The sequence below is a fragment of the [Chlorobium] sp. 445 genome, assembly GCA_002763895.1.
Classification (GTDB): Bacteria; Bacteroidota; Chlorobiia; order Chlorobiales; family Thermochlorobacteraceae; genus Thermochlorobacter.
The window spans coordinates 40,001-56,679 of the sequence record NSLH01000081.1 but is presented as its reverse complement, the minus strand read 5'-3'; the positions used below and the strand labels follow the sequence as shown (position 1 = coordinate 56,679).

The following is a 16,679-nucleotide window of genomic DNA, read 5'->3' as shown; positions in this document are numbered from 1 at the left end:
AGTATGGCGAAGGAAGAAGCGATTGAAATTGACGGCGTAATTCTTGAGGCCTTGCCGAATGCAAGTTTCAAGGTCAGGCTAGAGAACAACCTTGAAATTTTAGCGCATGTTTCTGGCAAGATGAGAATGAATTTTATCAAGATTTTGCCGGGCGACCGCGTGCGTGTGCAAGTCTCACCGTACGACTTTAGTAAAGGTCGCATTACTTATCGGTTTAAGTAGCAAAAAACTGTTAGATATTTTGTTTTTTGGCGCAAGTTTTGTATCTTTGCGCCCTTTCCGTTTTAGAATACAAACGAACGCAAGGAAACGGTTATGAAAGTCTATTCAGCAGTCAAAAAACGCTGTGAGTCCTGCAAAATTATTCGTAGGAAGGGCAAAATTCTGGTAATTTGCAAGAAAAATCCCAATCACAAACAGCGTCAAGGATAAACCATGAGAGTTGCAGGTGTAGACCTTCCAAGAAACAAGCGGGCGGTCATTGGGCTGACTTACATCTACGGTATTGGTAGAACTTCCGCGAGTAAAATTTTAGCGAAAGCAGGTATTAGCGAAGATAAGCGCATTGGGGAACTCACAGACGATGAAGCAAATGCAATTCGCAATATCATTGCGTCCGAGTACAAAGTCGAAGGACAAGCACGCAGTGAACAACAGCTTGCGATCAAGCGGCTAATGGATATTGGCTGCTATCGTGGCTTGCGGCATCGTCGTGGCTTGCCTGTAAGAGGGCAACGCACGCGAACCAACGCCAGAACGCGTAAAGGCAAGCGCAAGACTGTGGCAGGTAAGAAGAAAGCTGCTGCAAAGAAGTAATTTTCTTAACGATATGCAACAATGGCAACCGAAAAGACAGCAACAACTAAACGCAAAAAGAAAGTCGCTGCAACAACAGAAGGCATTGCGCACATCAAAGCGACGTTTAACAACATCCTTGTAACCATCACCGATATGGCTGGTAACACGATTTCGTGGTCGACAGCGGGAAGAAATGGGTTCAAGGGTTCAAAGAAAAATACGCCTTATGCGGCACAGGTTACGGTTGAAGCCGCTGCCAAAGAAGCCATAGACCACGGTGTGCGTAAGGTCGATGTGCTCATCAAGGGTCCGGGGTCAGGGCGTGATGCAGCGATTCGGTCGCTACAAGTCGCCGGCTTGGAAGTGCGCTCTATCCGTGATATTACCCCGCTGCCGCACAACGGTTGCCGTCCGCCAAAACGCAGAAGAGTCTAACGTCACGCAAACTTAGTTCAAACTTAGAACGCTATCACTTTAACTATGGCAAGGTATTTAGGTTCAACGGCAAAAGTCTCAAGACGGCTCGGTGTTGCTATCGTGCCGAAAGATGAGAAGTATTTAGACCGTAGACCGTATCCACCGGGACAACATGGACAGAACAAAAAAGGTAAAATTTCAGAATACGCCGTTCAGCTTCGAGAAAAGCAAAAGATGAAGTACATCTATGGCGTGCTGGAGCGTCAATTTCGGCTTTACTTTGCGAAAGCCTCGCGCATGAAGGGCGTTACAGGTGATAACCTTGTCAAGATGCTGGAATCACGCTTGGATAACGTGGTCTATCGCGCTGGTTTTGCTGTAAGCCGCCCGGCAGCACGACAGTTGGTCTCGCATTGTCATTTGCTCGTCAATGGCAAGAAAGTCAATATCCCATCGTATCAACTGCGTCCGGGAGATGTGGTAGAGTTTCGAGCAAAAAGCAAAAACATGGAAGTGGTGCGCAGCGCGCTAAACAAAAAGCCGGACTCGCAGATTCCACAATGGATTCAAGTCGATAAGGCAAACCTGAAAGTAACCTTTCTGAATGCGCCTGAACGCAGTGAGGTGCAAGAACCCTTTAACGAGCAGCTGGTGGTAGAACTCTACTCTAAGTAAGCCTGTAAAACTTGTAACGAAATCATTGGCTATTGCCAAACCCATAACGCGACAAATCGAGATATGATTCAACAGATGCAAATGCCCGAGCGGCTCGAGTTAGACGAATCAACTTTTACTAACCAGTATGGACGCTTTATTGCGCAACCGCTTGAGCGCGGCTATGGCGTTACGATTGGCAATATGATGCGTCGCGTCCTGCTGTCGTCGCTGCCGGGCACCGCTATCACAGGTATCAAAATCGACGGTGTCTTGCACGAATTTTCTACCATAGAAGGGGTTAAAGAAGATGTGCCCGATATTGTTCTCAATCTCAAACAAGTACGCTTCCGCTCAATTAGTAAGCGTAACGCAATGGTGTCTTTAACGCTCAAAGGTCCAAAAGATTTCGTTGCTGGCGATATTGTAAGCCCAGAAGCGGACTTTGAGGTCTTGAATCCAGATTTACACATTGCAACGATTACGAAAAATATCACGCTGAAAATTGATCTCTACATTGGGCGAGGGCGTGGCTATGTGCCTGCAGAAGAAAATAATACCGAGGGCATGCCACTAGGTTTTATTGCTATGGATTCAATTTTTACACCGATTCGCAATGTAAGATACAGCGTTGAAAATACGCGCGTCGGTCAGCGTACAGACTACGAGAAACTTATTTTAGAGGTTCAAACCGATGGGTCAATCCAACCCGATGAAGCACTTAGTGTAGCAGGAAAAATCATTGCCGACCATGTAAGTCTTTTCACGAAGTTTGCGCCCATCACCGAAGAAGAGACCATGGAGCAAGATGTACAGCAAGATGATGCAGAGTTTGAGCGCATCAGAACGCTGCTCATGACACGAATGGAAGACATTGAGCTTTCCGTGCGCTCTCACAACTGCTTGCGTTCGGCGGAAATTGAAACACTCGGGCAATTGGTAAGCAAGCATGAAGAGGAACTTCTGAAGTTCAAGAACTTTGGCAAGAAATCACTGGCTGAACTTAAAGAGCTTGTAGAATCAAAAGGATTGCACTTCGGAATGGATGTCTCTAAGTATCGCTTGAACGAAAAGTAAAATCTTGAAGCCATGCGAAAACAAATTTCACTGCGTAAGCTCGGACGCACGGCAAGTCATCGCCGCGCATTGATGGCAAACCTCTGTACCCAACTCATTTTGCACAAGCGCATTCAAACCACAGAAGCTAAAGCAAAAGAAATGCGTCGCTACATTGAACCGCTGATTACGCGAGCAAAAGAAAGTACAACGCATGCACAGCGTGAAGTCTTTAAGTTCATTCGCGATAAAAAAGCCATCAAGGAACTCTTTGGAGAAATTGCTAATAAAGTGGCAGACCGCCCAGGCGGATACACACGCGTCATTAAGATGGTGCCCCGCTACGGCGATGCGGCAAAAATGGCAATGATTGAACTGGTCGATTACAGTGAAGCGCCAACCGAAAAACGCCGTCAGCGTCAAGATCGTGAGAAGCGCGTGAGAGGCTCAAAAGAAGCGCGAAGCAAAGAAGCGCAAAGTAAAGAAGCCCAAGACAAGACCGCAGCGGCAAGCTAGTAAAATAAACTGGATTGAGTGCCCCCACTTGCCCTGTCCCACGTTTTCAATGCACCTGAGTGAGTACAGGATGGAAGTATCATAGCTATGCCAAGCTAAGCAATTCTTTGCACATCCAGTATGGCATAACTGAGATGTCCTGAAACAATAACCTATGGGCGATGCAACAGATTATCTTGCTGCTTGGAATGGTGATGTGGTGCCAAGCTCTTTTGGCGCAAATGAACTTCACAGGCGATATCGCTCGCCGCTTCCCCATCGTCATGCAACTTGATGCACTCAACAGCGACAGCACCATCACTGGCTCGTATTTCTATCTGCGTGTCGGCACACCAATCAAAATATCAGGCACATACAAAGTCAAATCGGGCACAGGAGGTGAACTCCGACTCTGTGAAAAAGACCCCACAGGCAAAGAAACAGCCGAGTTTATCTTAGAAGTTGAAAACTTTCAAAGCCTTAAGGGTGAGTGGAAAAAATTGGATGACAGACAATGCTTGTCTGTCGAACTTGAGAGCACATTCCAACTTACACAGAAAGCTGGACTTAATAATACGCAACTGCAACGGCTGCTCTCACACAAAAATTATGTGATTGTACCAACTTATATCCCCGATGGTTTGCAACTCAAACGAGCTACTGAACTGGACGGCGATTACACATTTTTCTATGAGACAGCCAAAGAAGGCGGCGCAAATTTCATCTTCGCACTGGGTACGGAAGGCTTAGGCGGTGGGCCTTCGCTGCTCGAGGAATACAATGCAAGTGATAACAAAAAAGGCAAAGCTGGTACACTCAAAGCGCAGAATCCACTCTTCAGCGAACTTAGAATGGAGTATATCTCAATTGGCAAGCAACATCAAACCGAAGTGGGATGGACAGGTCTCAAACAAGTACCAAGAAATGCACCGTTTGCACAATGGCGATTTAGTGCTACAGACATCGCGCCCGCTGAATGCCTGAAAATTTTAGAATCGCTGCGCCTGCTCAAAGCTGCTAACCTAAAGAAATAAACCCACACAAGAACTAAATCCGCACAGAGCTTGCATCCGCTGTCAGAGTGAAGCGCAGTGAAGCTAGTTTGACCGTCATCCATCAAGCCGCTATTTTCCCTTTGCCCAGTCAGGCAAAGCACCGAACTCTACACCAAAGGCAATCGGCGCTAACGCAAAGACCAACATCACAATCAAAGTTGTAAAGAGCACATTAAGCCAAAGCCCCGCTTTTGCCATTGCAGGAGTGGTAATGTATCCACTGGCATAGACAATTGCATTCGGAGGCGTGCCGACTGGTAACATAAATGCACAACTTACGCCGAGTGTCGCAGGTAAAAGAAGCAGATAGGGACTTTCTCCCATGGCGATAGCAACAGGCGCAAGAATAGGAAGCATGGTTGCAGCAAGGGCAGTATTGCCAATAAGTTCCGTCGCAAAAATTGCAGCCAGTGCAACAAGCAAGACAATGAGCACGATAGGAAACCCGCTAAATCCAGCCAGCGATTCACTCACGAACTTGGCTAAGCCTGACTTTTGAATAGCTTGCGCAAGACTAATCCCGCCGCCAAAGAGAATCAAGACGTCAAAGGGCAACTTGCGAGCTTGCTTCAAGCTCAGTGCAAACTCCCCGTGCTTAAAATCAATCGGCAGAAGAAAACAGAGCAGGGCACCAAAAATTGCAATACCGGCATCTGAGAGCTTCATGTTTGGAAATGCCGAAGAAAGCAGCGGCTCTAAGATCCAAAGTGTAGCCGTGATAGCAAAGATGCTCCCCACAACTTTTTCACCTGTTGTCATTGGACCGAGCGATTGCAGTTGCGATGCAATTGCGCTTTGGCTTGAACGCATGCGTGATGTGGGAAGGATAAAAATAAACTTTGTCATCAAAAGCCATGAAAGCGGTAAAGAGAGAAGAACTAATGGAACGCCAATGATGGTCCACTGCGCAAAACTCACTTGAACTTTGTAGGTCTCGCTCATAAAGCCTGCAAAGAGAGCGTTAGGCGGCGTGCCGACAAGCGTGCCTAAGCCGCCGATGCTGGCTGAATAGGCAATACCAAGCATCATAGCGGTGGCGAAGTTGCGCCGTATGGTTTCATTTTCTTCTTCGTTTAAGGCAAGCTCAACAACGGATTGTCCTATCGGCAACATCATCAATGTGGTGGCAGAGTTGCTTACCCACATTGAAATCAGCGCAGTAACAAGCATAAAGCCGCCAATGATGTAGATGGGTTCGGGTGAGACTTTGGACAACAGCCACAATGCAACACGCCGGTGCAAGCCACGTTCTTCGATAGCTAGTGCGATAAAAAAGCCACCCATAAACAAAAAAATGACGGGATTAGCGTAGGGGGCGGTAGCTCCTTGATGTCAGCGATGCCAAGTGCTGGCAAAAGTGCAATAGGTAAGAGCGCCGTAGCAAAAATCGGAATTGCTTCACTAATCCACCATGTTGCCATCAATGCGATAAGCGCCGCAGTTTTCCATGCAGCATCATTCATGCCAGAGGGCGTAGGCAGAAGCAGGATTAATACAAAAACGACGATGCCAGCAACAAAGCCAAAGCGCTGGCGCAGACCGTATTGCTCTAGAACCTCTTGCATAGTAATCTTCATTTAGCGGTGTGAAATGATATTGCGCTGCTCTGTTGAATAAATTTTAGCGTTCAAACTGTGCACGATTGTGTTATCGAAAAAGATAAGCATGAGCCGTCTGATGAACTTAACGCACGATCTCTTGTTGCAGCAACTCAAGTGCAACGCGAGCAGCATTATTTTTCGGATTGAGCGAGAGCGCTTTTTGATAGTCTGCTTCTGCGTCTTTATAGCGTGCAAGTGCGCGGAAGGCTTCGGCGCGTCGGAAATAAATTTCATCGTGCGGCTTGAGCGAGAGCGCACGCGTGTAATCCTCCACAGCAAGATCAAAATTTTCTAACCTGAAATAGATTTCAGCACGCAAAAAAATCGCAGCAAGAAAATCAGGCTTCAAGCGAATCGCTTCATTAAGATCGTGCAGAGCACCGATAAGCCGCAAGTCTGCAATAAAAAATTGCGCCCATGCATAGTACTCTTCAGCATTGCTTGGCATCTTTGCGGGCGGAACAGCGCGAGGCAGTTCATCTGATGGCTGGATTTGACGGGCACTTTGACTGAGATCAGGAATGGGAACGCCGAGTGTTGCCGTTGTCATGGGCATCGTTTGCAAGGCAGGATTAGGCGGCATGTAGCCGAGCGGGAGCTGTGCTTCACGCGCTGTTCGTATGGCTTCTTCACGAATGCGGTTCAGATTTTCAGCAATGGTCTGCTCCTTTGTCGGCAAAAGGGGAAGAGGCACTTTGACAAGTTCCAAAATCCACCAATCTTTTGGCGGCGGATAAAACGGCTTGGCTTTTCTAAGCTCTGGTGCATCACTTTGAAGTTGCGAGGGCTGGAGCCGCTTAGGTCTTAGCCATTCACTCTCTGCTGGCTCTGTCTGAAGGGGAATGCGTTTAGGCTTTTCAGGATCATGCGGTCGCTCTTGCGCCCATATTGCGATTTGACGTCCTAAAAGCAAAATGCCAATTGCGGCAATCACAATGCGTATGTTCATGGATGTTTGCTGCCTTTCAGTTTTGATAGCCTTGCAAAAAATTACAACTCTTTGGGCGATTCAGGAGCACAATCTTGATACCTTGCATCGTCAGAGTGCAAAATTGTGTTTATCTTTGCAAACGCTAACCTATCTACTTCAATGCTGTTGCAAGGTGAGTTTGAATGCAATCAGCCTATACCAAGCGAAAAGTCACTTGCAAGTAATAGCCATTGCTGCTCAAGTGACTCATACAACCAACCTGTTACACTACGCTTTAGACAATGCGATACATTTTACCATATCTTTTTACTTGTGCGGTTACCTTGATGCTCTTTTCTTGTGCACCGCCACCACCACAAATGTCATACCTACGCGACCTCTTGCCTGAACTGTCGCTCGTAGCTGGCAAAACCGATTCTGTGCTGATTAGCGATCTTTTCTACGCAGAGCGCTACGACGCAGAGTTTGAGACAAATCCACATATTCAAGTGCGTTATGATACAGCCACAAAATGGCTGGTGCTGACACCACGCGCAGACTTTGAAGGCTACACGCTCCTTGCCTTTCGGCATGGCACAGCGATTTACCGCTTTCCCGTCAAAGTCAAACGCTTGACCAAACACACTTTTCGTTACGTGCCGAAAGGTGAGGTAAAGCAGGTGTGTGTCATGGGAAATTTTAATGATTGGAATCGCACATCACTGCCTATGCAGCAAGAGCCAGATGGCAGTTTCACACTCACACACACTTTTGACGAAGGAGAATATCAATACAAATTTGTGGTCGATGGCAAAGAAGTCATCGATGAAAGCAATCTGCGCAAAGTGCCAAATGGTTTCGGAGGTTACAACTCTGTACTGACGATTAAGCCACGCCGCACAAACAACGCCTACCTGCACATTGCCTCTATGAAACGCAAAGGTGATGAAACCGAACTTGCTTTCGTCTTCGAGTGCGATAGCACTGCAAGCAAACTGCACTCGCAACATGTCATTGCGCTCATTGGCAATCAACTTTTGGGTGCAAGACAACTCACAATTGTAGAAAATCGTATCGTCGTGCGTCTTAGAGGCAATGATATGATAGGTGAAAAAGTCCTGCGTCTTGTGGTCTCACAAGAGAACGTTACAACACCCATGCAAACGGTTTTTCTGTTCAACGGTTTGCCAATGGGCGCGCCAGAATCGAGCCGCATCAGAACATCGAATCTCGCACGCGAAACGGCACAGCAACCTTTTAACTGGCATGACGCCATCATTTACTCTATTATTACGGATCGCTTTGCAAATGGCGACTCTACGAACGATAAGCCACTGGTGCATGATAGTCTTTTTGCGCCTGCAAATTACTTCGGCGGTGATTTGCGTGGCATTATGCAAAAACTCGATGAAGGCTACTTTGACTCGCTGGGCGTCAATGTGCTTTGGCTCTCACCTGTCAATAAACACCCTGAGCGCCCACACCGTGAATACCCGCCGCCACATCGATACTACTCTGGCTATCATGGCTATTGGCCCGTGAGTGCAACAGAAGTAGAACCACGCTTCGGCGATATGGAACTCCTGCGGCGACTCATTGCAAAAGCACACCGACGCGGAATAAAAGTGATTTTGGATTTTATTGCGCATCATGTGCATATCGATCACCCGTTTTACCAAAACCACCCCGAATGGTTCGGCACACTCGACTTGCCTGATGGCAGAAAAAATCTTCGGCTGTGGGATGAATATCGCCTAACCACTTGGTTTGAACCTTACTTGCCTTCATTTGATTATACCTCAAAACTGGCACTAGACACCATGTCAAGCAATGCCGTGTGGTGGCTGCAGCAAACTGATGCTGATGGTTTCCGTCACGATGCGGTCAAGCATGTGCCAAATGAGTTCTGGCGAGAGACCACGCGCAAAATCAAGCAAGCTATCCAAATCCCAGAAAAGCGACGCATTTATCAAATTGGTGAGACATTCGGAAGTTACGATCTGGTGAAGTCCTACATCAACAACGGTCAACTTGATGCACAGTTTAATTTCAATCTGTTCTATACGGCGCGGCGCGTGTTTCTGTCGCCAAATGAATCCTTTGCCTCGTTAGAGGCAGAACTGCGCAAAACCTTCGAAGTCTATGGCACGCAGAATCTGACAGGTAACTTGATGGATAGCCACGATCAAGTGCGCTACATTGCGCTGGCGGATGGCGATCTTGACCTCAATGAACGCACACCAAAGGGACTGTCTGCGCAAGATGCGGCCTGGCTTGCACCACCAAAAGTGGACTCACCAACAAGTTATGATAAAACCAAACTTTACCTTGCTTATTTGCTCACGATTCCGGGGATTCCAACCATCTACTACGGTGATGAAATTGGACTAACAGGCGCCGCTGACCCAGACAACCGCCGACCAATGCGCTTCGGCAATGACCTAAGTAACTTAGAAAAAAAGATGCTCACTGATGTGCAGCGTCTGATTAAACTGCGCTCGTCGCATTCTGCTTTGCGCTACGGCGACTTTCAGACACTTCTAGCAAACGAATCGTGCTTTGCATATTTGCGCTGTGACTTCAACGAACGTGTACTAGTCGTGCTCAATAAGTCAAATGTAGCTCAGGCAGTAGAAGTCAGTCTGCCGAGTCTCTACAAAGCCTCAAAAGCCGTAAATTTGTTGAATGCCGATGAAGTGGACATTACTGAGAGCAAACTCAGGCTTACACTACCAGCCTTTGGCTATAGAGTGTTTGCAATTGAATGATAATTCAAGAAAGGCAAGGCAAACGACTTTCAAACCAAGAATTCAAGGTGCTTTGAAAAAGATCATCATTGCAATAGACGGACCAGCAGCTTCAGGTAAAAGCACAACTGCCAAAGCCTTAGCAAAGCGGCTTGGTTACACTTACATTGATACAGGCGCGATGTATCGTGCTATCACGCTTAAATTTCTGCGCTCACCATTTTGCGATGAACTCTTTTCAGACGAATCACGCTTGAAAGAATTCTTAGACCAGACCGATGTGCACCTTGAAGGTGAGAATGTTTTTTTGGACTGTGAAAACGTCTCGCATCTCATTCGTAGCAATGAGGTTTCGCGTCTGGTAAGCAAGGTCAGTGCGTTAAAACTTGTTCGAGAAAAGCTCGCGGTGTGTCAGCGCAAAATTGGTGAGGCGCGCGGTGTCGTAATGGATGGGCGCGATATCGGTACTGTAATTTTCCCAGACGCTGAGCTCAAAATTTTTATGACCGCCAGCGTTAAAGAGCGTGCCAAGCGCCGCTATGAAGAACTGTTGGAAAAAAGTAAGACGGGTACTGTGGATATTACCATCGCGGAGCTTGAAGAAGAAATTGCCCAGCGCGACAAAGCCGACACTGAGCGAAGTATTGCGCCCATGCGTAAAGCCCCTGACGCTATTACGCTCGACACCTCACATCTTTCAATTGATGAACAGGTGCAGTTTATCTACGAACGAGCAAAGCGGCTTATTGAAGCCTAAGGGGCAGACTGCGCTGAAAAACTTTGCCTAACACAAGAATTTAGTTTGTGCGCAGCGTAATCATCGGTACAATAACTTCCTCGAGTGAAATGCCACCATGCTGGAAAGAATCTTTGTAGTAGTTGATAAACTTGTGGTAGTTCGTCGGATAGACGAAGTAATAATCTTCTTTTGCAATAATGTAATTGACATTGAGCCCGTGCTGTGGCAATTTCCAATCGTTTGGGTTTTTGATATAGACAGCATGTTTTTGTTCGCATTGCAGATTGCGTCCGTATTTGTAGCGTAGATTGGTTGAAGCCTCACGGTCACCGATAACTTTGGTGCTGCGCAAGCAGCGAATGCTCCCATGGTCGGTTGTGATAAAAATCGTAACCTTTTGCTTAGCGAGGGCTTTAAGCATTCTAAGAAAAGCAGAGTGCTCAAACCACGTTTGTGTCAGGCTACGGAAAGCAACTTCATCAGGCGAAAGTTCTTTGATGACTTGCGAGTCAGAGCGGCTATGCGCCAAAATATCAACGAAGTTTACGACCACAGCGTTAAGCGGGTACTTCAAATACCCCAAGAGGTTTTGCTCTAAGTTTTTGCTGTCTTCTGCACCAATCAGTTTCGTGTACTTGAAGTCCTTGATTGGCAAGCGGCGACGTTTGAAAAAGTCCTCAAGAAAATCAGGCTCGTGGATGTTTTTACTGTTTTCGTTGTCTTGACTGGCTTGCCAAAGTGTGGTGTAGCGTTTTTCCATCTCAACGGGGAAAAGTCCGCTGAAGATAGCATTGCGCGCATAGGCTGTAGCCGTTGGCAGAATGCTGAAATAAGCCTCACGCTCAATGTTGAAATAAGGCTGCAAAATGTTTTCTATCACAAGCCACTGATCATAGCGCAAGCAATCTACAACAAAGAAAAATACGGTCTCACCATCCTGAATGGCAGGGACAACCTTGCGTTCCAAGACATCAACTGAGAGCATCGGACGTGTGGCGCGGTCAGAGAAAATCCACTCACGGTAGTTGCGCTCAACGAACTTACCAAACTCCAAATTGCATTCGCGTTTTTGGTCTAAAAGCGTCTGGCGTAGTTCAACTTGTGGATAGTTATCGAGTTCTACCTCCCACTGCGCAAGGCGTTGATAGATGTCAATCCACCCTGAAGCATCAAGCGGTTCCACAAGTATGCGTGAAATGCGGTTAAACTCCTGAATGTAGCTTTGCGTAATCGAATAGCTCTTGATTTTCTCTGCATCAAGCAATTTTTTGCATGCTATCAGAATTTGATTTGGATTGACTGGCTTGATAAGATACTCCGAAATATTTTTGCCAATCGCTTCATCCATAATCGATTCCGTCTCGTTCTTCGTAATCATCACGATAGGTGTCGCAGGTGTATTGGCTTTGATTTCCAAAAGTGCATGAAGTCCGCCTATCCCTGGCATTTGCTCATCGAGGAAGATGATGTCGTACTTGCGTGTGCGCGAAAGTTGCACAGCGTCTTCACCATTGGTAACAGTGGTTACTTCATAGCCTTTTTCGTTGAGAAAAAACACATGCGGCTTGAGGTATTCAATTTCATCATCAGCCCAGAGAATGTGATATTTCATAGCTTAGCTGTAGGTTTGGTGTTCATGAAAATCATGTGGCCACTTCTGTGCGTAGGTCTGACATCTCTTTGACGAGCCACTTCACTGTGAGCCCTTGCACAATAATCGAGAAGACCACAACGATATAAGTAATAGACAAAATTAACTCGCGCTGAAGTTCCACAGGCAGCGACAAGGCAAGTGCAACAGAAATACCGCCACGCAAACCGCCCCAAGTCATCACACGAATTGTGCGGGGTACAAACTCCCTGCGTAGTCGCATCAAGGTGATAGGAAGACCAACTGCAATGAGCCTTGCCAGCAGGGTAATCACAATAGCAAGTGCACCAGCCATTGCATAGCTTGGTGTAAGTGAAACCACTAATGCTTCCAAGCCAATCAGAATAAAGAGCACCGCGTTAAGAATTTCATCGAGCACTTCCCAGAAGATATTCACATACGTTTCTGTGGTCTCCGACATTGCACTCTCACGGCCTTTAGAGCCAATAAGCAGTCCAGCGATTACAACGGCTAATGGACCAGAAAGATGCAGCGCTGTGGCAAGGCTGTAGCCACCCATCACAGTAGCCAGTGTAATAGTTACTTCCAAAAGATGCGAATCAACCTGACGCAATAGGTAGTATGAGCCATAGCCAATCAGAGCGCCCCAGAGCAGACCGCCCCCGACTTCAACTAAGAAGAGAAGAGCAACATCACTTAGCCCAAATGCATCGCTGCCTCTACGCGCAATTTCAAAGAGACTTAAAAATATCACGACGCCAACACCATCGTTGAAGAGCGATTCACCTGCAATTTTGGTCTCAAGTGCCTTAGGAACTTTAGCGGTCTTCAAAATTGCCAGTACAGCAATAGGGTCGGTCGGTGAAATCAGTGCGCCAAAGATAAGGCAGTAGATATAGTCAATTCCCAGCCCCAGCAGCGGTAAAAGTAGCCAGAGCGCTGTAGCGACGAAAAAACGTGGAAATCAGTACACCAAGGCTAGCAAACACAAAGATCGGTACACGCTCAGCTGAGAGTGTCTTGACATCGGCATGTAAGGCACCAGCAAAAAGCAAGAAACTCAGCATCACATCTAAGACTGCCTTTGGAAAATCCACACTGGCGATGAGTTGTGTAGCGCTGTCAATAATATCAGGGTTGAACAGACCGGCTACAATCAAGGTAAGTGACATTGCAAGCGCAATGATCATCAGCCCAATCGTATTGGGAAGTTTGAGGTAGCGGTAATTGAAGTACCCAAAAATGGCGGCAAGTACAATCAGAATACTGAATACATAAAAGAAGGTCATATCGTATCGTCTAGTAAGATTAAAGAGTAATTTAGGTGTTAGTGTGCATTATTGAGCAAGCACATGTTCCTGCACAGTTTTAGGACGAATGCTCTTTGGTGAGAGCCGTTCCAAAAGTTTGGCCCGAAGGTCTTCAAGATTTTTTACTTGCAGAAGTTTGCCATTTTCTGCAAGCGAGATGCGACCAGTTTCTTCGGAGAGCACAATGACAAAAGCATCTGTAACTTCTGTCAGTCCAATCGCAGCGCGATGACGCATGCCATAGTTGCCACTGAGTGTTTCATTTTGTGTGAGCGGCAAAATGCAGCGTGCGGCTTCAATGCGTTGATTGTCAATAATCACGGCGCCATCATGCAGTGGGGTATTAGGATAAAATAGCGAAGCCAAGAGTCGGCGTGAAAGCCGTGCGTTGAGTTCTTCACCGGTTTCAATGTAAAGCCGAAGCCCAACGCTACGCGCAAAGACAATCAGAGCGCCAATGCGTCGTGAAAGAAGATCTTCAACCGCAGCCACTGTTTCATTGACCACATCATTGCTGGATTGGCGGAACAGCTGTCCAAAAATCCGACTCTGACCAAGAAAAAGCAGCAACCGGCGAATTTCAGGCTGAAAAAGAATAACCACAATAATAATCCAGACGCTGGTAAGACGGCTGAATATCCAGTTCAGCGACATGAGGTTGAAAAAACTGACCACGCCTGAACCTGCTAAAATCACAAGTAGCCCAATGAAAATTTGCGCTGCAACTGTGCCTTTGATGTATTGATAGACTTTGTAGAAGACAATCGTAACAAGTGCAACATCAATCGCATCGAGCACTGTGAAACTAAGAAAACCGACTTTAAGCAGCTCTGGATTTTGAAATTCAATCGGAAACATTTAGCCAAACATTATGATGTAGCGCGCTCGGTTGCCAAAAAAACTTGAATTGCATCAAATGCTGCTTTGGTGTCGTGAACACGCAAAATATTTGCACCATTCATGAGGGCAATCACATTAGCAGCGACTGTGCCAAAAAGTCGCTCCGATGGTGGCGCAACGCCGTCAGCAGTCCGAGAAATAACTTTGCCGATGAACGACTTGCGCGAAAGTCCAGCAAGAATCGGTCGACCCAGCGACTTAAATTCGCCTAAGCGACGCAGTAACTCGAAATTGCCTGCAATTGTTTTGCCGAAGCCAAACCCAACATCAATCGCAACGTTATCGATACCCGCTTGCTCGGCAAGAGAGAGTGACTGCAAAAGTGCACCTTTCACTTCGCCAATGAGGTCTTGATAGACCGTCTTGTCGTGATAACTCCACACCATCTCTTGCGGCTTATGGCGCAAGTGCATAACGACAGCAGCGGCGCCAAACTTTGCGCAAACAGCTGGCATATCCTTGTCGAAGCAAAATCCTGAAATATCGTTCACAATACTGGCGCCAGCCTTGAGCGCAGCTTCAGCAACGCAGGCTTTGGTCGTATCAATTGAGAGCGGAATACTCACCTCTTTCGAGAGCCGTTCAATTGCTGGAATCACACGGCGCATTTCCTCTTGCGCGCTGACAGGCAATGCCCCAGGGCGCGTGGACTCACCACCGATATCCAAAATGTCTGCGCCTTCATGCACCATCTGCAAAGCCGCTTCAACGACTCGATCAAGGTCAATCTGTTCGTCGTGGTAAAATTTACCACCGTCAGAAAAAGAGTCGGGCGTAAGGTTGAGAACCGACATGATGCGTGGACGCTCATGAAGATCAAGCACATGGTCACGACAGCGAAAAATTAGCTTGTCAGAATATACAGGCTGCATTGAATCAATCTTGTGTAGTGGAACGCGTATAGTTTTTCAGTGTGCTATCTATAATGCGTCCCTGATGAAACACAGCTTCCCATTGCAGACGTCCATCAGGCTCATAAAACTTCGCAACACCCTCAAGTTTGCTGTTCTCATAGTATTCCTCGGATTTGAGCTGACCGTTTTCATAGTAACTTCTGGTAACTCCCTGTTGCACCCCATTTTGAAAATAGGCTTCGCGTCGCAAGTTCCCATTGGGATAGTAAGTGCGTGCAACACCGTCAGGCTTACCGTGCTTGAATATCACAGCAGAGCGCAATGTCCCGTTGGCGTAGTATTCCTTTATCTCTCCGTGATGCCGATTGAGTTCATAGAATGTGAATGCGCCGAGCGCAGCAAGCAAAAGAAGCGAGAAAGCAAAAAATGCAACGCTGTATTTGTGCATTGTCTAACCTATGGCAACTGTGAAAATGGAACAGGTGTAAAGCAAAGAATAAAGATAACGATGCTAATCCAGCCGATAATCATACGTTTGCTGTCAAGTGGATGTTCATCATAGACAGGTGGATGATCAATCTTGACGAAGCGCGCCAAAATGATTGCCCAGATAATCCAACTTGCCCACGAGACTTCATAAACCCACTTTGGAAAACCAAAGCCCTCAAAGTGAATGTTGCCGAAGAGACTTGCAACACCAACTATCCACTCTGCAAAAGTCGGCAAGCCAAGCACAATGATAATGCCTAAGAAAACGCGTGCAATGAGCCGATGTTTTTTTCGTCCAAACATGGCGTAAATGATATGTCCACCATCTAACTGTCCAATAGGCAAAAGATTAAGCGCCGTAACAAAGCAGCCCAGCCAACCAGCAAAGAGGAATGGGTAGTGATACATTTCAGTCATAGGTGGAATGCGAGGACTATCAAAAGCACGTTCCAGAAGCCAGTAGAGCAAGTTTTTGCCCGTGAAGAGTGCGCCGCGCACTTCAGGGATGTAGCCAAGAGTTTGATACTCAGGGTGAATTTGATAGATGTATTCAATCGGTGGTAGCGTAGCAAAGCCGTAGAGCAAAACAAAAAACGCAATCACAAAACCAGAGATAGGACCATAGACGCCGATGTCAAAAAGGCTTGTTGAGTCAGGGATGCGTTCACGGGTGCGAATAAGGGCACCAAATGTACCGATGTTAAGCAGTATCGGAATGGGCGGCATGGGAATGTAGTAAGGCAGCGAGGCTCTGACGCAGTGATACATGGCAGCAAAGAAATGCCCAAACTCATGACAGGTGAGAAACAAAAGAAACGTAGCGGAGAAAGGTAGACCGTATGCAAAGTTCTTTTTGAGAATCTCAAAGTTTGTGATGTCAATGTTTTTGCCGACCCACTGTGCGCCAGCAAGCGTCGTGGTCGTGAAAGTGATGAGAAAGAGCGCAAGGTGAAGCCAGTATTTTTGTTCACCGACACGCTGCCAAAAGGGTAGGTCTTTATTGCGAGCTGCAAGTAGGCGACCGTTTTCATCAAGGAGTAAG

16 protein-coding genes and 2 pseudogenes (1 of these 18 cut by a window edge) are annotated in these 16,679 nt (G+C 46.8%); 10 read left to right on the top strand and 8 right to left on the bottom strand.

The window, feature by feature from the left end; translation table 11 throughout:
* Window positions 1-3 precede the first annotated feature (3 nt).
* The 8 genes from CMR00_13175 to CMR00_13140 all read left to right on the top strand — a co-directional run bounded on the left by CMR00_13175 (window position 4) and on the right by CMR00_13140 (window position 4,454).
* Window positions 4-222: a translation initiation factor IF-1 gene (locus CMR00_13175; protein PIO46951.1), complete on the top strand. Its 219-nt coding sequence runs from the start codon at window positions 4-6 to the stop codon at window positions 220-222.
* A gap of 93 nt (window positions 223-315) precedes the next feature.
* A complete protein-coding gene (locus tag CMR00_13170; GenBank protein ID PIO46950.1) occupies window positions 316-432 on the top strand; it encodes a 50S ribosomal protein L36 in 117 nt (38 codons plus the stop codon).
* Window positions 433-435: 3 nt separating this feature from the next.
* Entirely contained in the window at window positions 436-816 is a 381-nt protein-coding gene (locus CMR00_13165) for a 30S ribosomal protein S13 (protein ID PIO46949.1), read from the top strand.
* 21 nt (window positions 817-837) lie between these two features.
* Complete coding sequence (locus CMR00_13160; GenBank protein ID PIO46948.1) at window positions 838-1,233, top strand: 30S ribosomal protein S11; 396 nt, start codon at window positions 838-840, stop codon at window positions 1,231-1,233.
* A gap of 45 nt (window positions 1,234-1,278) precedes the next feature.
* Window positions 1,279-1,890: a 30S ribosomal protein S4 gene (locus tag CMR00_13155; GenBank protein PIO46947.1), complete on the top strand. Its 612-nt coding sequence runs from the start codon at window positions 1,279-1,281 to the stop codon at window positions 1,888-1,890.
* 63 nt (window positions 1,891-1,953) lie between these two features.
* On the top strand, window positions 1,954-2,946 hold the full coding sequence (locus CMR00_13150) for a DNA-directed RNA polymerase subunit alpha (protein ID PIO46946.1): 993 nt from the start codon (window positions 1,954-1,956) through the stop codon (window positions 2,944-2,946).
* A 12-nt stretch (window positions 2,947-2,958) separates the two neighbouring features.
* On the top strand, window positions 2,959-3,441 hold the full coding sequence (locus tag CMR00_13145) for a 50S ribosomal protein L17 (protein ID PIO46945.1): 483 nt from the start codon (window positions 2,959-2,961) through the stop codon (window positions 3,439-3,441).
* A gap of 161 nt (window positions 3,442-3,602) precedes the next feature.
* A complete protein-coding gene (locus CMR00_13140; GenBank protein PIO46944.1) occupies window positions 3,603-4,454 on the top strand; it encodes a hypothetical protein in 852 nt (283 codons plus the stop codon).
* A gap of 90 nt (window positions 4,455-4,544) precedes the next feature.
* On the opposite strand, the pseudogene CMR00_13135 reads toward CMR00_13140, so the two are convergent.
* A pseudogene (locus tag CMR00_13135) lies at window positions 4,545-6,040 on the bottom strand (anion transporter).
* Between the two features lie 118 nt (window positions 6,041-6,158).
* Entirely contained in the window at window positions 6,159-7,025 is an 867-nt protein-coding gene (locus CMR00_13130) for a hypothetical protein (GenBank protein PIO46943.1), read from the bottom strand.
* A gap of 263 nt (window positions 7,026-7,288) precedes the next feature.
* Here CMR00_13130 and CMR00_13125 point away from each other — a divergent pair, with 263 nt between their 5' ends.
* Together CMR00_13125 and CMR00_13120 are read left to right on the top strand one after the other, a co-directional pair.
* Window positions 7,289-9,754 (top strand): hypothetical protein, encoded by a 2,466-nt coding sequence (locus CMR00_13125; protein ID PIO46942.1) that lies wholly within the window; start codon window positions 7,289-7,291, stop codon window positions 9,752-9,754.
* On the top strand, window positions 9,678-10,490 hold the full coding sequence (locus CMR00_13120; protein ID PIO46941.1) for a cytidylate kinase: 813 nt from the start codon (window positions 9,678-9,680) through the stop codon (window positions 10,488-10,490). The genes CMR00_13125 and CMR00_13120 overlap by 77 nt, the downstream gene beginning before the upstream one ends.
* 40 nt (window positions 10,491-10,530) lie before the next feature.
* On the opposite strand, the gene CMR00_13115 is transcribed toward CMR00_13120, so the two are convergent.
* The 6 genes and pseudogenes from CMR00_13115 to CMR00_13090 all read right to left on the bottom strand — a co-directional run.
* Window positions 10,531-12,084, bottom strand: coding sequence for a response regulator (locus tag CMR00_13115; protein ID PIO46940.1), 1,554 nt, complete (start codon window positions 12,082-12,084; stop codon window positions 10,531-10,533).
* Window positions 12,085-12,115: 31 nt separating this feature from the next.
* Window positions 12,116-13,373, bottom strand: a pseudogene (locus tag CMR00_13110) (sodium:proton antiporter).
* A 48-nt stretch (window positions 13,374-13,421) separates the two neighbouring features.
* Window positions 13,422-14,252 carry a TIGR00159 family protein gene (locus tag CMR00_13105; protein PIO46939.1) on the bottom strand — a complete coding sequence of 277 codons (831 nt, stop codon included), beginning with the start codon at window positions 14,250-14,252 and terminating at the stop codon, window positions 13,422-13,424.
* An 11-nt stretch (window positions 14,253-14,263) separates the two neighbouring features.
* Entirely contained in the window at window positions 14,264-15,166 is a 903-nt protein-coding gene (folP, locus tag CMR00_13100; GenBank protein ID PIO46938.1) for a dihydropteroate synthase, read from the bottom strand.
* Between the two features lie 4 nt (window positions 15,167-15,170).
* Entirely contained in the window at window positions 15,171-15,596 is a 426-nt protein-coding gene (locus tag CMR00_13095) for a hypothetical protein (GenBank protein ID PIO46937.1), read from the bottom strand.
* A gap of 8 nt (window positions 15,597-15,604) precedes the next feature.
* On the bottom strand, window positions 15,605-16,679 hold the 3' portion of the coding sequence (locus tag CMR00_13090) for a peptidase M50 (GenBank protein ID PIO46978.1). 11 nt of this gene lie beyond the right edge of the window; 1,075 of the gene's 1,086 nt are visible here — the last part of the coding sequence; its start codon lies off the right edge, out of view; its stop codon occupies window positions 15,605-15,607.

Bases quoted from the DNA above. Each gene is read 5' to 3' on its own strand.
- CMR00_13175 (PIO46951.1), top strand. From the start codon at position 4: ATGGCGAAGGAAGAAGCGATTGAAATTGACGGCGTAATTCTTGAGGCC.
- CMR00_13170 (PIO46950.1), top strand. From the start codon at position 316: ATGAAAGTCTATTCAGCAGTCAAAAAACGCTGTGAGTCCTGCAAAATT.
- CMR00_13165 (PIO46949.1), top strand. From the start codon at position 436: ATGAGAGTTGCAGGTGTAGACCTTCCAAGAAACAAGCGGGCGGTCATT.
- CMR00_13160 (PIO46948.1), top strand. From the start codon at position 838: ATGGCAACCGAAAAGACAGCAACAACTAAACGCAAAAAGAAAGTCGCT.
- CMR00_13155 (PIO46947.1), top strand. From the start codon at position 1,279: ATGGCAAGGTATTTAGGTTCAACGGCAAAAGTCTCAAGACGGCTCGGT.
- CMR00_13150 (PIO46946.1), top strand. From the start codon at position 1,954: ATGATTCAACAGATGCAAATGCCCGAGCGGCTCGAGTTAGACGAATCA.
- CMR00_13145 (PIO46945.1), top strand. From the start codon at position 2,959: ATGCGAAAACAAATTTCACTGCGTAAGCTCGGACGCACGGCAAGTCAT.
- CMR00_13140 (PIO46944.1), top strand. From the start codon at position 3,603: ATGCAACAGATTATCTTGCTGCTTGGAATGGTGATGTGGTGCCAAGCT.
- CMR00_13130 (PIO46943.1), bottom strand. From the start codon at position 7,025: ATGAACATACGCATTGTGATTGCCGCAATTGGCATTTTGCTTTTAGGA.
- CMR00_13125 (PIO46942.1), top strand. From the start codon at position 7,289: ATGCGATACATTTTACCATATCTTTTTACTTGTGCGGTTACCTTGATG.
- CMR00_13120 (PIO46941.1), top strand. From the start codon at position 9,678: ATGAAGTGGACATTACTGAGAGCAAACTCAGGCTTACACTACCAGCCT.
- CMR00_13115 (PIO46940.1), bottom strand. From the start codon at position 12,084: ATGAAATATCACATTCTCTGGGCTGATGATGAAATTGAATACCTCAAG.
- CMR00_13105 (PIO46939.1), bottom strand. From the start codon at position 14,252: ATGTTTCCGATTGAATTTCAAAATCCAGAGCTGCTTAAAGTCGGTTTT.
- folP (PIO46938.1), bottom strand. From the start codon at position 15,166: ATGCAGCCTGTATATTCTGACAAGCTAATTTTTCGCTGTCGTGACCAT.
- CMR00_13095 (PIO46937.1), bottom strand. From the start codon at position 15,596: ATGCACAAATACAGCGTTGCATTTTTTGCTTTCTCGCTTCTTTTGCTT.